This is a genomic window from uncultured Tenacibaculum sp., from assembly GCF_947494125.1.
Lineage (GTDB): Bacteria > Bacteroidota > Bacteroidia > Flavobacteriales > Flavobacteriaceae > Polaribacter.
Genome location: NZ_CANLTU010000003.1, coordinates 279470 through 295354 on the forward strand (window position 1 = coordinate 279470; position 15885 = coordinate 295354).

Annotated in this window: 15 protein-coding genes; 8 read left to right on the plus strand and 7 right to left on the minus strand. The window is 29.4% G+C overall.

What is annotated here, in order from left to right; all coding sequences use genetic code 11:
* Positions 1-71: 71 nt before the first annotated feature.
* Together Q0881_RS08025 and Q0881_RS08030 are read right to left on the minus strand one after the other, a co-directional pair.
* On the minus strand, positions 72-1598 hold the full coding sequence (locus Q0881_RS08025) for a hypothetical protein (RefSeq protein WP_299158702.1): 1527 nt from the start codon (positions 1596-1598) through the stop codon (positions 72-74).
* A 156-nt stretch (positions 1599-1754) separates the two neighbouring features.
* Positions 1755-4391 carry a valine--tRNA ligase gene (locus tag Q0881_RS08030; RefSeq protein WP_299158704.1) on the minus strand — a complete coding sequence of 879 codons (2637 nt, stop codon included), beginning with the start codon at positions 4389-4391 and terminating at the stop codon, positions 1755-1757.
* Positions 4392-4575: 184 nt separating this feature from the next.
* On the opposite strand from Q0881_RS08030, the gene Q0881_RS08035 reads away from it, so the two are divergent.
* Complete coding sequence (locus tag Q0881_RS08035; protein ID WP_299158706.1) at positions 4576-4983, plus strand: DUF1573 domain-containing protein; 408 nt, start codon at positions 4576-4578, stop codon at positions 4981-4983.
* 55 nt (positions 4984-5038) lie between these two features.
* Here the strand turns inward: Q0881_RS08035 and Q0881_RS08040 are convergent, their stop codons facing one another.
* Positions 5039-6376 carry an aspartyl protease family protein gene (locus Q0881_RS08040; RefSeq protein WP_299158708.1) on the minus strand — a complete coding sequence of 446 codons (1338 nt, stop codon included), beginning with the start codon at positions 6374-6376 and terminating at the stop codon, positions 5039-5041.
* Positions 6377-6532: 156 nt separating this feature from the next.
* On the opposite strand from Q0881_RS08040, the gene Q0881_RS08045 reads away from it, so the two are divergent.
* The gene (locus Q0881_RS08045) at positions 6533-7723 is read left to right on the plus strand and encodes a pyridoxal phosphate-dependent aminotransferase (protein ID WP_299158711.1); all 1191 of its coding nucleotides are present in this window, start codon (positions 6533-6535) and stop codon (positions 7721-7723) included.
* 2 nt (positions 7724-7725) lie between these two features.
* Complete coding sequence (gene murB, locus Q0881_RS08050) at positions 7726-8733, plus strand: UDP-N-acetylmuramate dehydrogenase (protein WP_299158714.1); 1008 nt, start codon at positions 7726-7728, stop codon at positions 8731-8733.
* On the opposite strand, the gene Q0881_RS08055 is transcribed toward murB, so the two are convergent.
* From Q0881_RS08055 to aqpZ, 4 genes are all read right to left on the minus strand, one after another.
* Entirely contained in the window at positions 8730-9398 is a 669-nt protein-coding gene (locus Q0881_RS08055; protein ID WP_299158717.1) for an SCO family protein, read from the minus strand. The two genes, murB and Q0881_RS08055, sit on opposite strands and share 4 nt — an antisense overlap.
* Entirely contained in the window at positions 9382-9951 is a 570-nt protein-coding gene (locus tag Q0881_RS08060) for a hypothetical protein (RefSeq protein WP_299158720.1), read from the minus strand. The genes Q0881_RS08055 and Q0881_RS08060 overlap by 17 nt, the downstream gene beginning before the upstream one ends.
* Positions 9952-10731 (minus strand): YHYH protein, encoded by a 780-nt coding sequence (locus Q0881_RS08065; RefSeq protein WP_299158723.1) that lies wholly within the window; start codon positions 10729-10731, stop codon positions 9952-9954. It lies immediately after the preceding gene.
* Between the two features lie 142 nt (positions 10732-10873).
* Positions 10874-11560 carry an aquaporin Z gene (aqpZ, locus tag Q0881_RS08070; RefSeq protein ID WP_299158726.1) on the minus strand — a complete coding sequence of 229 codons (687 nt, stop codon included), beginning with the start codon at positions 11558-11560 and terminating at the stop codon, positions 10874-10876.
* A gap of 133 nt (positions 11561-11693) precedes the next feature.
* On the opposite strand from aqpZ, the gene Q0881_RS08075 reads away from it, so the two are divergent.
* The 5 genes from Q0881_RS08075 (at position 11694) to lipA (ending at position 15794) form a co-directional block, all read left to right on the plus strand.
* Positions 11694-11900: a membrane or secreted protein gene (locus tag Q0881_RS08075; RefSeq protein WP_299158729.1), complete on the plus strand. Its 207-nt coding sequence runs from the start codon at positions 11694-11696 to the stop codon at positions 11898-11900.
* A gap of 15 nt (positions 11901-11915) precedes the next feature.
* Positions 11916-13016, plus strand: coding sequence for a glycosyltransferase (locus tag Q0881_RS08080; protein WP_299158732.1), 1101 nt, complete (start codon positions 11916-11918; stop codon positions 13014-13016).
* On the plus strand, positions 13007-13570 hold the full coding sequence (locus Q0881_RS08085) for a sigma-70 family RNA polymerase sigma factor (protein WP_299158735.1): 564 nt from the start codon (positions 13007-13009) through the stop codon (positions 13568-13570). The genes Q0881_RS08080 and Q0881_RS08085 overlap by 10 nt, the downstream gene beginning before the upstream one ends.
* 92 nt (positions 13571-13662) lie before the next feature.
* A complete protein-coding gene (locus Q0881_RS08090) occupies positions 13663-14883 on the plus strand; it encodes an Nramp family divalent metal transporter (RefSeq protein WP_299158737.1) in 1221 nt (406 codons plus the stop codon).
* Positions 14884-14924: 41 nt separating this feature from the next.
* A complete protein-coding gene (gene lipA / locus Q0881_RS08095) occupies positions 14925-15794 on the plus strand; it encodes a lipoyl synthase (RefSeq protein WP_299158738.1) in 870 nt (289 codons plus the stop codon).
* Positions 15795-15885: the final 91 nt, after the last annotated feature.

The window sequence follows — 15885 nt, forward strand, 5'->3', positions numbered from 1 at the left end:
ACAAATATACATTTAAAAACAAAAAAAGAGTTCCCATTTAGAACTCTCTTATTAACAAAATAATTATTGTTTTATTTAGTATTTAATCTTGCTTCTATTTTAGACAATCTGTTAGACAAATCCTTCAAAGACTTTAATTCTCCCTCTTGTTTTTTAATTTTTTTATCCTGTAAATTCATTTTCTCCTCTTGTGCTTTAATCTTCTTTTCCTGTTGAATTGTATACAAGGTTAACTCTTCTATTTTCTGTAATAACTTAGCATCCATTTCTCCTAAAAAGAAACCTTCTTTTTTTACTTCTGCAGCACTTGGTATATCTTTTAAATGTCCTTTTTCTTTAATATGTTTTTCAACCTCATTTAACGTTTGTAAATTATATTCTTTTTCAAACACAAAATCTGCCCAATTCGCATAAGTAGCTACCTTAACCTCTGTAGTTGCAATTTTACCATTTACCCCTAGTTTAAAACCTTTAGTATCTGTTGTTCCAATTCCTACATTACCATCCACAACTAAACTATGAACTGTTTTTCCGTTTGGTTGAGCTGCATTTTTAAAATAAGTAACATGTTGAGCAATACCACTTCCTGGTATTGTTTTAGGTGCTATTTCAAAAACACCGTTGTATCCTGTAATAGCTGCTCCAGTTTTTAAAACTACATCTTTATATACGTTACCTTCTCCAATTCTTAAATCTCCTCCTACTGTTAGTTTTGAAGATGGATCTATTGTTCCTATTCCAACATAACCATTTGGAAGGATACTCATTACTTCTTCTTCTGAAGTATAATCTGCTCCTCCATGCTGAAATATAGCTAATCTTCCTCGTCCATAACCACCTATATTAATTTTTTGTAACGACGGTCCTGTTATTTGAGTTCCGTTTGAATATCCAAACAGAGAAAGCTTTGGGCTATTTAAATTAAAATTCACTGTTTTATTTGACAAAATTATCCTGTCTGAATCTTCTCCAGAAATTTGTAATTTAGCTCCAGGAGAAGTTGTTCCTATACCTACGTTACCATTATCTCCAATAACCATCCTTGTTTGTTGAGTTCCTGCATAACCATTTCTTGTTCCAAAAGCTAATCCATTATTTGATGTTTTATCCTCAATACCAAAATCAATAAACCCTTGAGGTGTAGCATCAACTACTCTTTGTAACCTTACAGATGTATTAAACCATGTAGTACCATTTGTATTTCTCTTATTTAAAATTTGAAACTTTGAAAAATTACCCACTACATTTCCTTCAAACTTAGCTAAAATTGACCTATCATTACTTATAGCTCCCAACTCTGCTGCTCTAATATGTAATTGGGTATCTGGATTAGTAACTCCTATCCCAAAATAACCAGCATTATTCATCACAATTTGCTCAGTTCCACTATTACCAAAAGAAATCCCTCCTGTATAAGAGGTTAAAAAAAGCTTTCTTCCTACAGATTCAATTCTGTTTCTAGAACCATCCCACTGGCCTAATTCAATTGAACTTGTATTGTCCTTAATTTTAAATCGGGTATTAACTTCATTATCTTGTTGTGCCTTAATGTTAGTACATAACATTAGCAACAAAACTCCTAGTATTGTTTTTTTCATTGTAATAAGTTTATTTTTAATTATAGAAATAAAAAGCGCGAAGTAATTTTATATTTATTCATAGCAATATTTATTTCTTTTTCAACACAAGACTACAGATTTTTTTTTAAAAAAAAGCTCCCAAATGGGAGCTTAATATTTTATTTTAAAATCTTCTTACTTTAACGAAGCTAAACTCGATTTAATGGTTTCTATTTTAGCTAAAGTGTCTGATTCTTTTTTCCGTTCTAAAGTTATTACTTGTTCTGGTGCATTACTTACAAAACGCTCATTAGATAATTTCTTTTGAATTCCAAATAAGAAACCTTCAGCTCTTTTTAACTCTGCTTTTAACTTCTCTGTTTCTGCCTCTACATCTATATTTTCAACAGATATTGGTATAAAATATTCATTTGATTTTACTCTAAACGAAGCTCCTTCAACCTTTTCTGAAACATAATTAATAACCGAAGCATTGGTTAATTTTTGAACTACAACATCAAAATCTTTTGTGAAATTTTCATTATTTACAACAAACAATTCTACTGCTTCTTTAAACGAAATGTTTTTATTTTTTCTAATCGTTCTAATACCAGAAACAACATCCGTAGCAAATTCAAACTGACTAATGATTGTTGTATCAACTTTTTTAACCTCAGGGTATTTTGCTATAATTAAAGCTTCTTCTGGAGTTCTTTCTGTTATATGCTGCCATACTTCTTCTGATAAGAAAGGCATAAACGGATGTAATACTTTTAAATTATCTTCAAAAACAGCAATTATCGCATCAAATGTTTTTTTATCAATTGGTTGTTGATACCCTGGCTTTACCGCTTCTAATAACCATGAAGAAAAATCATCATTGATTAGTTTATAAATTGCCATTAATGCATCCGATAAACGATATTTAGAAAAATGATCTTCTATTTCTGCCAATATTGTTTGAAACTTCGCATTATACCATTCTAATCCAATTTTAGCAGCTTCCGGTTGCTCTAAAGAAGCATCTACTTCCCAACCTTTTACTAAACGGAAAGCATTCCAAATTTTATTAGAAAACCCTTTTCCTTGCTGGCATAAATCTTCATCAAACATTAAATCGTTACCAGCCGCAGAACTTAATAGTAATCCAACACGAACTCCATCTGCACCATAATCTTCTATTAATTTTAATGCATCCGGTGAATTCCCTAACGATTTAGACATTTTTCTACGTTGCTTATCACGTACTAAGCCTGTTAAGTATACATTTTCAAATGGTCGTTCATCTTTATACTCATATCCTGCAATAATCATACGAGCTACCCAGAAAAATAAGATATCTGGACCTGTAACTAAATCGTTTGTTGGATAGTAATATTTAATTTCCTCATTTTCTGGATTGTTAATTCCATCAAAAACAGACATTGGCCATAACCAAGAAGAGAACCAAGTATCTAAAGCATCTTCATCTTGCTTTAAATCGTTAATTGTTAGTTCTGCATTTTTAGTTTTTTCTTTCGCTAAAACTAAAGCATCTTCAATATTCTCTGCAACTACAAAATCTTCTTTACCATCTCCATAGAAAAATGCAGGAATTTGTTGTCCCCACCATAATTGACGAGAAATATTCCAATCGCGAATATTTTCCATCCAATGACGATAGGTATTTTCAAACTTCTTTGGATATAATTTAACGTCGCTATCTTCTCCTAATACAGCTTCAATAGCTGGCTTAACTAAATCTTCCATTTTTAAGAACCATTGATCTGATAATCTTGGTTCAATAACAGCTTTTGTTCTTTCTGAAGTTCCTACCTTATTTGTATGAACTTCTGTTTTTACTAAAACTCCGTTTTCTTCTAATTCTTTTGTAATTTCTTTACGAGCTACAAAACGATCTTTTCCTTTATAATGTAATCCAAAAGAATTTAAAGATGCATCTTCATTAAAAATATCAATTACTTCTAACTTATGCTTATCTCCTAAAACCTTGTCATTTTCATCATGAGCTGGTGTTACTTTTAAACATCCAGTACCAAACTCTACATCAACATATTCATCTTCTATAATAGGAATTACTCTATTACATATAGGAACTATAGCTTTTTTACCTTTTAAATGGGTAAAACGCTCATCATTCGGGTTAATACAAATTGCCGTATCTCCAAAAATAGTTTCTGGACGTGTTGTTGCAATTGTTAATTTTTCATAAGATCCTTCAATTTTATATTCTAAATAATAAAGGTTCCCTTGTTTTTCAACATGAATTACTTCTTCATCTGATAAGGTAGTTTTTGCTTCTGGATCCCAATTTACCATTCTATAACCTCGATAAATTAATCCTTTGTTGTATAAATCAACAAATACTTTTATTACTGATTCAGACAAGGCTGGATCCATAGTAAAAGCTGTACGTTCCCAATCACAAGAAGCTCCTAACTTTTTTAATTGCTCTAAAATTATTCCCCCATATTCATGTTTCCACTCCCATGCGTATGCTAAAAACTCCTCACGAGTTAAATCATTTTTATCAATTCCTTGTTCTTTTAACTTCGCTACAACCTTTGCTTCTGTTGCAATTGATGCATGATCTGTTCCTGGAACCCAACATGCATTTTTGCCTTGTAAACGAGCACGACGTATTAATACATCTTGAATTGTATTGTTTAACATATGCCCCATATGTAATACTCCTGTTACATTCGGTGGTGGTATTACAATTGTATATGGCTCTCTATCATCTACTTCCGAATGGAAATAATTGTGTTGCATCCAGTAATCGTACCACTTTCCTTCTACCTCTTTTGAATTATATTTTGATGGAATATTCATATATTTGTATATCTTTATGACCAATTATTATCTAATACTCAGTCTTTGGCATTATTTTTGAAATTTAGAAAGCAAAAATACAACTATCTATGAGGTACAGAAAATATGATGTTGGTTTTTTTGGTACTAAAAAAATAATACTAAATTTGTAACGGTTTAAACCCCTAAATTAATTTTATCAATTATGAAAACAATTTTATCATTCCTAGCTGTTTGTTTTATTACGTTAACAGTAAATGCTCAAGAATTTAAATTTGAAAGTGAAACTATTGACTACGGTAAAGTAGCTATTGGATCTGAAGGAAAGCGTACATTTGAGTTTACCAATGTTGGTGACGCTCCTTTAATTATTAAAGATATAAAGTCAACTTGTGGTTGTACTGTTCCTAAAAAACCTGAAGCTCCAATTATGCCAGGTCAAAAAGGGCAAATCGAAGTTTCTTACGATACTAAAAGACCAGGAGGTTTTTCAAAAGCTATTACAGTAATTTCTAACGCTAAGAAATCTAGAACAATGCTTAAGATTAAAGGTTTTGTTTCTAAGAAAGCTGCTCCTGCTAAAGAAAAAAGCATGATGAGTGATAGTGAATAATTATACAACTTTCATTTAATATAAAAAAATCCTCTCCAAATTGGAGAGGATTTTTTTATATTCTTTTTTCTAATCTAAATTCAAATTTAAGGTTAGTTATTCCTCTTTTAACCTTTATTTTCATTCTTCTATTTGGTTTTGTTTGAAAAAGAGTTATTATTTCTTCTAATTTAAATTCATGAGCTGGTTTATTATTAATAGCCACTATAACATCATCTTTTAAAATACCTGCCTTATATGCTGGTGAACCTATAACCACTTTATCTACTTTAAATTTAGGTTTAAACCGGTAATTATAAGTATTTACAAATGAAATTATATTATTTGATGATTGATTTCCATCGCTACGAGAATCTAACATTCTTGTTATTGCCTTTTCTTTAACTAATTCTTGTCCATCATAAATAACATGTAAACCACTCATGTTATAGTAAAATCCACTTTTTAATGATGCATTCTTTTTTAAAGAGATTTTTTTATTCGGATAATCGATCCAAATTTTAAAGCGTTTTAAAATATTGCCTCCTATACTTCCATTTCTTTCTTTAAATTGACGTGCATTAAATGTTGATGATGAATCTAAAAAAGATACTGTAGGCTCTTTTAATATAAACTTCCCTATTGATACTGAAGGAATTTTACTTCTATTTCCGTAAATAGTACCACTAATACCTTCACCTAATATATCTTTAAAATGCTTTATAGGTGTTCTTATCATTTCTTTGGTACCTTCAAATAGCCACATTGCATCACTACCACCAGTATCAATCAATAATTTTAAAGGAGTCACTATATTATTTACAGTATCAATTCTTGCTCCTACATTTATATATGGTTTTTTTCGATAAAATTGCAATGGAAAGACTTCACATTTTCTACATTTTCGGCTCTTATATGTTTTAGGATTGTAAAAAACAATTCGTTTAGTATTATAATTTATTTTAACTATTACATCCTTTAACAAATCATAACCTATAATACCATGTATAGTAGTTCCCATTTTTGCCGATAAATTAAAGGCATCTTTTAAAATTACATACAAATCTTGATTTGAACTCATCAATTTTTTAACTCTAAATTGATTTCCTTTTGATAATAACGCTTCAATAGGTTCTCCATCTCCAAGCCCTCTTATAAAAACTTTTTTAACATTATTCAATCCTATACTATCTCTCTTTGTTAAATTAAATAAAATAGTTTTATTTACTCCAGTATCTAATATAAAAGATAACTGATGTCCATTAATCTCTAGTGGAATAATAATTAAATTATTTATCAAATCAAATGTTAACTCTTGTTTATCAGCATTATTCCCTAAAAAATGAAATTTTTTTTGAGAATAAATTGATAAGCATAAAAAGAAGCAAATAATATAAAGTATACGTATTTTCAAATGGGAAAGTTTTAAGGTTAATCTTAAATATACAACCTTCAGTTCATATTTTCATTTTTTTAAGATTTTTTTAACCTCTCATTTTCGTAAGAAACTAGTTTATTTTATCAATTTTATTTTGCAAATTTGCCATACAAATAACTAATTCTATTTACAATGCCATCTATTTCTATAAAAGGAAATTCTATGCCGCAGTCACCAATTCGTAAATTGGTACCTTTTGCTGAAACTGCTAAAAAGAACGGAACAAAAGTTTATCATTTAAACATTGGTCAACCAGACATAAAAACTCCTCAAGTTGCCCTTGATGCTGTTAAAAATAATACGATTGAAGTATTATCTTATGCTCGTTCTGAAGGTTCTGAAGAATACAGAACTAAATTAGCTAATTACTATGCTAAAAATGATATTCATGTAAACGCTAATAATATCATTGCTACTACAGGTGGTTCTGAAGCTTTATTATTTACCATTGGAAGTATTACAGATCCAGGTGATGAAATTATTATTCCTGAGCCTTTTTACGCAAACTATAACGGTTTTTCAACCGCTTCTGGTGTAAATGTAGTTCCTGTAATTTCTAAAATAGAAGACAACTTTGCGTTGCCTGCTATTGAAGATTTTGAAAAGTTAATCACTTCAAAAACCAAAGCTATTTTAATTTGTAACCCTGGAAATCCAACAGGATACTTATATAGTGAAGATGAGATTGAAAAACTTAAACAAATTGTTTTAAAGCACGACTTATTTTTAATTGCTGATGAAGTTTATCGTGAATTTACGTACGATGGTGAAAAACACAATTCTGTAATGACCTTAGAAGGTTTAGAACAAAATGCAATTATGATTGATTCTGTTTCTAAGCGTTATAGTATGTGTGGTGCAAGAATTGGTTGTATTGTTTCTAAAAATGAAGCTTTTATTAATACAGCTATTAAATTTGCACAAGCGCGTTTAAGCCCTCCTACCTATGCTTTATTAGCTAGTGAAGCTGCTTTAGATACTCCTCAAAGCTATTTTGATGAAGTAATTGAAGAATATGAAGATCGTAGAAATACGCTTATTTCTGAATTGCAAAAAATTGAAGGCGTAAAAGTTGCCAACCCAAAAGGAGCTTTTTATTGTGTTGCTGAATTACCTGTTACTAATGCTGATGATTTTGCTCAATGGATTTTAGAAGAATTTAATCATAATAACGAAACTATTATGGTTGCTCCTGCTAGTGGTTTTTATTCTACCAAAGGTGAAGGAAAAAATCAAGTTCGTATTGCTTATGTTTTAAACAAAACAGATTTAAAACGTTCAGTAGAAATTTTAAAAATTGCCTTAGAGCAATACAACAAATAACATTGAATATTCAAGAAAATATATCATTAAAAAAATACAATACGTTTGGTATTCATGTGAATGCTAAACGTTTTGTATCTATTGATTCTCTATACGGTTTACAACAATTATTAAAAAAAGAACAAGATATTTTTTTAATTAGTGGCGGCAGTAATATGTTATTAACTAAAAATATTGAAAAGCTAGTTGTTCACTTAAATCTAAAAGGAATTTCAATTGATCGAGAAAATCATAATGATATTTATTTAACTGTTAATGCTGGTGAAAACTGGCATGAATTTGTTCTTTGGTGTGTTTCTCAAAACTATGGAGGTATAGAAAATTTATCTTTAATACCTGGAAACGTTGGTACTTGTCCTATTCAAAACATTGGTGCTTATGGTGTTGAAGTTAAAGACACTATTACCCGTGTTGAAGCTATAGATATTAAAACAGGTAAATTGATTGAATTCTCAAATACTGAATGTAAATTTGGTTATAGAAACTCTATTTTTAAAAACGAGGCTAAAGGCAAGTATATTATCACTTCTGTAAGCTTCCAACTTACAAAAAGCGAACACAAGCTAAATACCTCTTACGGTGCTATTGAAACAGAATTAACTTCCAAAAAAATTACAAATCCAACTATAAAAGATGTCTCAGATGCTGTAATTGCTATTCGTCAAAGTAAATTACCTGACCCTAAAAAAATTGGTAATAGTGGTAGTTTTTTTAAAAATCCTGTAATTTCAAAAGAACACTTTGATAAATTACAAAGTAAATACCCTAATATTCCTAGTTACGTAATTTCTGACACTGAAATTAAAGTTCCTGCTGGATGGTTAATTGAACAAAGTGGATTTAAAGGGAAACGTTTTGGTGAATATGGTATACATGAAAAGCAAGCTTTAGTTTTGGTTAACTATGGAGATGCTACTGGTAAAGAAATTTACGAGTTAGCTCAAGAAATCCAAAACACTATTAAGAATAAATTCGATATTAATTTAGAAATAGAAGTAAATGTAATTTAACTTTCTTTTTTCAAAATTTCTATATGGCGAATTAAACGTTCTGTATCTAAACCTAAAGTACCGTTATAAACTCCACGTATTCTTCCTTTTTTATCTATTAGTACAAAATTTTCTGTGTGAATAAAAGCATTTTCATCTTGAGTTTTTTCAAAATCCTCGTCTGCAAAATACGCCTTCCTAGCTAGGTTATAAATTTGCTCTTTATCGCCAGTTACTAAATTCCATTTTTCAGAATCTATATCATTATCAACTGCATATCTTTTTAAAACAGGTACAGAATCTTTAACAGGCATTACTGTATGCGATAATAACAATACATCTCCATCATTTTTAAACTTCTCTTGAAGTTTGCTCATGTTCTTTTCCAGAATCGGACAAATTCCTGGGCAAGAAACAAAAAAGAAATCAGCAACATAAATTTTCCCCTTATAAAATTTGTTTGTGATTTCCTTTCCGTCTTGATTTACCAAACTAAAATCTGGTATTGCATGTATTTTATTATATTTTAAAGAATCTTCAGAAATCCACTCTGGAGTAAATTCAGCTGAATTAAAAAACGGCAATGTTATATCTTTATTCACATTAGCTTCTTTTTTACAAGAAATAACCAATACTACTAGCGCTAATAATGAAATTACTTTTTTAAGTTTATTTATACTCTTCATTTGTTGTATTTACTGAATAACATTTTTTTAATCCTATTAACCCAAATCGCTCACCGTTTTTAGTTACAAAATTAGCTCTTAATTTTCCATCTCCTTCCCACATTCTCTGACTGCCGCTCTCTTTTCCATTCTCGTAATTAAAATCCTTATACAACTGTCCGTTCTTATACCAAATTTTAATATTTCCATTATATTCTCCTTTCTCATTAAAATGATATAAAAATTTTTGGCTACCATCCTGCCACCAAGCTTTATGTATTCCTGTTTTTAATCCTTTTTTATAAAAACGTTGCTCTGCCACAATATCATTTACATACTTTTTTAACTCCTCTCCTTCTTTTCTTCCGTTTAAATAACCGACAATATCATTTGTTTTATTAACCTCATTAAAAGAAGTTAGAATACCTGAAAATGGAGTTCCTTTATAAAATAAAACTCCATTTTTCAATCCAATATTTTTATTAGAGTATTGAATACTTAATGTTCCTTTCTCTTGTTGTTTTTCACAAGAAAAACAACTAATTAATATCCATATAAAAAATACTTTCTTCAATTATTGAGTAATATTACCTGGTGTACCATAAAATGCACTACCATTTATATAAGGATCATCTGCAGTTATATGATAATGATAAATCCCATTAGGAAAATCTGCTGTTGCTGTAGTATGTCCATGATATACATCTAAATCTGCGCTAGTAATTGTCCCTCCATTTTCTTCTGGTCCATATACAGGAAAACCATCAGCTAGCAAACCTAAAAAAGCATCTTTTCCTTTTTGTCCTGTAATATAGATAGGCTCTTGATGGTAATGATATTGCCCTGTATTTTGTGGATGTCCTAAATATTGATCAAAAGAATTTATCTCATTAGTTAAGGGCTGATTGTTAGGCCCTGCATATTGGTTATAAAACGCAACTCCATTTAATGCTATTCCCATTGGACCTAAAGACGTTCCTGTTTTTGTTGCTGCAGCTGTTGGGTTTAATGGTATTTGAAAAGTAATATTCTGAGATGCAATTGTATTTGGGTTTTGATTCCAATTTGGATTTGTACCATTATATGCCTCATAATTTGTATTTCCAGCTCCCCAATATGGACTTTTATGATCTGGTAAGTTATTTGTTGTAAAGGTTACTACATTTCCATTTATAGCATATGAAACACCTGAAACCCCATCAAATTTTGATAAAACTGGTGTAATATCATAATTAGTTGTTCCAGAAGAATTATCTATATCTTCAGCTACATTATCACTAGAACTACACGCATATAATACACCTGATAGCGCAAACAATACTAATAATGTTTTAATTAATTGATTTAATTTCATCTCTTGGGGTTTAAATTTATAAATGCACTCACTTATACTAAGACCCTTATAACTCCAAAAGGTTTAAAATTAATTTATTTTAAAAAAAAATAGACACAATAAACTTTGCATCTATTTATAGTACACAATGTGTAGATAATATTTATTCTTTGCCAAATAAGATTTTATAAATAAATCCTGCTCCCACTGCCCCAGCAATTGGAGCGACCCAAAACAACCAAGACTGTGTTAAATATTCTCCTCCTACAAATAATGCTTGACTCATAGAACGAGCTGGATTTACCGAAGTATTTGTTATTGGAATACTTATTAAATGAATTAATGTTAATCCTAGACCTATAGCTATTGGTGCAAAACCTTTTGGTGCTCTTTCACTAGTACTTCCTAAAATAATTAATAAAAAGAACATTGTTAATACAAATTCTGCAATAAAAGCTGCTGTAAGGTTATACTCTCCTGGTGATAAAGCTCCATAACCATTAGCTGCAAAACCTCCTATAGATTCAAATCCTTCTTTATTAGAAATAATTAAAAATAAAAAACTCGCTGCTAAAATTGCTCCTAATAATTGAGAAGCTATATAAGGAATTAACTCTTTTGATGAAAACTTTCCTCCTGCCCATAAACCCAATGACACTGCTGGATTAAAATGCCCTCCTGAAATATGACCAACTGCATAAGCCATAGTTAATACCGTTAAACCAAAAGCAAAGGCTACCCCCATAAACCCTATGCCTAGTTCTGGGAAACCTGCTGCAAAAATAGCGCTACCACATCCTCCAAAAACTAACCAAAATGTTCCGAATAATTCAGCTAAATATTTTTTCATTTTCTTATTTTTTAATTAATTGATTATTAATTATGACACCTAAAAAAATAAAAGTCACACACTTACAAACTACACAATATCCATTTATAAAATCAAGGAAGTTTGTATCTTTGCATTACTAAATTTTTAAAAAATGAAATTAGTTTTTGTTACAATTGGATTATTAGCATTAGCCTTTGCTGGAATTGCTATTAAAATTTGGGCTAAAAAAGATGGTGAATTTGCTGGAACTTGCGCTAGCCAAAATCCAGTATTAAATGAAAGTGGTGATGCATGTGGTTTTTGTGGAAAAACTCCAGACCAATTTGATACTTGTAGCGAACCACAACACGAAAACTAAACCTCTTTTATTTATATGATCTTTACTGTAGTTTTCTACATTTTTGTAGCAGTTTCGATTGTACAAATATTTTACTTTTTAAGTTTTTCTCTTTTTGCTTTTGAAAAAGGAAAAAAAACAATTTCTAAAAACATCCCCGTTTCAGTTATTATTTGTGTAAAAAATGAAGCCGATAATTTAGCTAATTATATTAACGCGTTTTCTAAACAAAGTTATACTGATTTTGAAATGGTTTTAATTAACAATGCTTCTTCTGATAATACTCTTGAAGTAATGGAAAAACTTCAACTAGAATATACAAATATTAAAATAGTAAATGTAGCTAACACTGAAGCTTTTTGGGGAAATAGAAAATATGCTTTAACCTTAGGAATAAAAGCAGCTAGTAATGAGCATTTACTATTTACAGATATATCATCTAGTCCTATTTCTAATTATTGGATTCAAGAAATGGTTTTCAATTTTTCAGAAGAAAAATCAATCATTTTAGGTTACCAACAAATTAAACCTAAGAAATTCTCTTTTTCAAACTTACTTATTCGGTTTGACAATATTATTAATCATATTCAGTCATTTTCATATACTAAATTAGGAAGTCCATTTAGTGCAAACACTAAAAATTTAGGGTATACAAAAAGTGTTTTTTTTAAAGTAAATGGTTTTATTAAACACATGAATACTTTTCTAGGTGAAGATGATTTATTTATAAAAGATGCTGCGAACAATAGAAACACAACTATTTCTATAACTAAAAATAGTTATGTTATTTCTAATGAATCTATTTCTTTTAAGAATTGGTTTTCCTATAAAAGAAAATCGTCTATTGTGTTTTCTTTATATAAATTTAAACACCGCTTTTTCTTGACTCTTTTTAAGGTTACTAAAATTATTTTTTTTCCATTAGCTATTTATTCATTGCTTATAAATTGGAAACTTGCACTACCTATTATTTTACCTTATTATTTTATACAATATTTAATTATAGGTAAATCAGCTTTTAAGCTTCACGACAAAAAAATTCTTTACTTTTTACCTTTACTTGACATTTGCTTAGTCTCATTACAAATCATTATATTTATATCAAATACAATTTCTAAACCTACACATTGGAAGTAAATAAAGAAAAAGTTCTTAAGCATATACAACTTGCTAAAAAAGGTAATCAGATTTCATTTAATTTTTTATTAGATACTTTTTGGGGTAATGTATATAATTATCAATTATCAAAAATTAAAAACGATAATGATGCTGAAGATATAACTATTCAAACCTTTTCTAAAGCTTTTGATAAAATTGATACATTTAATGAAGATTATCAATTTAAAACTTGGTTAATTACCATTTCTAAGAATGTGTATATTGATTTTCTTAGAAAGAAAAAATCTACAATTTCAATAGAAACATCTAAAGAACAAGAAGAAGCTGCTTTTCAAGTAGTTGATAATGCTCCCTCTCCTGAGGATAAAATTATTACTGAGCAAAATTTAGCTAAACTTTTAAAGGACATAAAAAAACTAAAACCAAAATACCAGGAGATAATTAATTTACGTTTTTTTCAAGAATTAAGCTATAAAGAAATTTCAGAAAAAATAGGGGAACCTATGAATAATGTAAAGGTAAAACTGTTAAGAGCTAAAAAATTATTAGCAGAAATAATAAAGAAATCTTAAATTGCCTGAGATTTAGCAACAAAAATGCTAAATAATTACACATTTCATTCAACAGACTCAATTAGTTTAACATTTTCTTTCATTATCCCCTTATGAAAAAATCTTTTCTAAATTTACTTGGTCCTGGTTTATTATTTGCTGGTGCTGCAATAGGAGTTTCTCATTTGGTCCAATCTACAAGAGCTGGTGCCGATTTTGGGTTTGGTTTACTTTGGGCTCTTTTAATTGTTAATATTTTTAAATATCCTTTTTTTCAATTTGGCCCTCGCTATGCTTCTGCTACTGGAGAAACTTTATTAGATGGTTATAAAAAATTAGGCAAGTATGTTTTAATTAGCTACTATATTTTAAATTTTACCACTATGTTTACCATTCAGGCTGCCGTAACAATTGTAACCGCAAGCTTGGCTTCAAATATTTTTGGTTTTACAAACGATTTGGTAGTTTGGTCTGTAATAATAATGTTTATAAGTGTTATTATTTTAGGCATTGGAAAGTATAAATTACTTGATAATTTAATGAAATACATTATAGTTATATTAACTATAAGTACAATTTTAGCTGTAAATATTGCTTTATTTAGTACACAAAAAGGATTTAGTTTTCAACAAATAGTACCAAGTGGAACTGCACAAATAACCTTTTTAATTGCTTTTTTAGGTTGGATGCCTGCTCCTTTAGATATTTCTATTTGGCATTCAATATGGTCAGTTGAAAAAAGTAAAACTACTTTTGAAAAGATAAAACCTAAACATGCTATTTTCGATTTTAATGTTGGATATATTGGCACATTTTTTCTAGGTGTTTGCTTTGTTATGTTGGGCGCATTGGTTATGTACAGATCTGGCGAATCTTTTTCTAATAAAGGCGCAGTATTTGCCTCTCAACTTATTCATTTATACACAAAAAACCTAGGCGATTTCTCTTATTTATTTATAGGTGTAGCTGCATTTACCACAATGTTTAGTACTACTTTAACTACCTTAGATGCATCTCCAAGAGCCATGAGTAAAACATCTACATTAATTTTCAATAAAAAAACAAAACTTACTTATTGGTTTTGGATGTTATTTTTAACTATTGGAACTTTTCTTATTTTGAAATATTTTTTATCAGATATGGGATTTTTAGTTAGAATAGCCACTGTATTATCATTCTTAACGGCTCCATTCTATGCGATATTAAACTACATTTTAATTACAGGTAAGCATACTCCTGAAAAACATAGACCAAAGTTAGGCTTACGTATTTTAAGTATTACAGGAATCATTTTTTTAGTAGTATTTAGTATTTGGTTTTTACTTAATTTATAACTCTTTTCTTTGTAAATTTGCAGTTCAATTTTTTTTATAAAATGGAAAACAAATCTGTAGTATTACCAGAAAGAACAAAAAAACCAAAATGGTTACGTGTAAAATTACCTGTAGGTAAAAAATACACAGAATTAAGAGGTTTGGTTGACAAATACAAATTGAATACTATTTGTACTAGTGGTAGTTGTCCTAATATGGGAGAATGTTGGGGTGAAGGAACAGCTACTTTTATGATTTTAGGTAATATTTGTACTCGTTCTTGTGGTTTTTGTGGTGTAAAAACTGGTAGACCAGAAACTGTTGAATGGGATGAACCAGAAAAAGTTGCTCGTTCTATTAAATTAATGAGTATTAAACATGCCGTATTAACTTCTGTTGATAGAGATGACTTAAAAGATGGTGGCTCTATTATTTGGGCAGAAACTGTAAACGCTGTTCGAAGAGCTAATCCGAATACTACTTTAGAAACTTTAATCCCAGATTTTCAAGGAAATGAAAGATTACTTGATCGACTTATAGAAGTTGCTCCAGAAGTGGTTTCTCATAATATGGAAACAGTTCGTAGATTAACTCGTGAAGTTCGTATACAAGCTAAATATGATAGAAGCTTAGCTGTTTTAAAATATTTAAAAGATAATGGTATGCGTACCAAATCTGGAATTATGCTTGGCTTAGGAGAAACTGAAGATGAAGTTATTCAAACTATGAAAGATTTGCGTAGTGTTGGATTGGATGTAATTACTATTGGTCAATATTTACAACCAAGTAAAAAACATTTACCCGTTAAACAATTTATTACTCCAGATCAGTTTAAAAAATATGAAACTTTAGGTTTAGAAATGGGCTTTATGTACGTAGAAAGCGGTGCATTAGTTAGGTCGTCATATAAGGCACATAAGCACGCTAGCTAACAAAAGCATTAGTTTATTAATAATTTGTTAAAATTAACATTTAAACTATGTATTTGTTAATAGAAACACTACTAATCGTTAAAAAATTGTG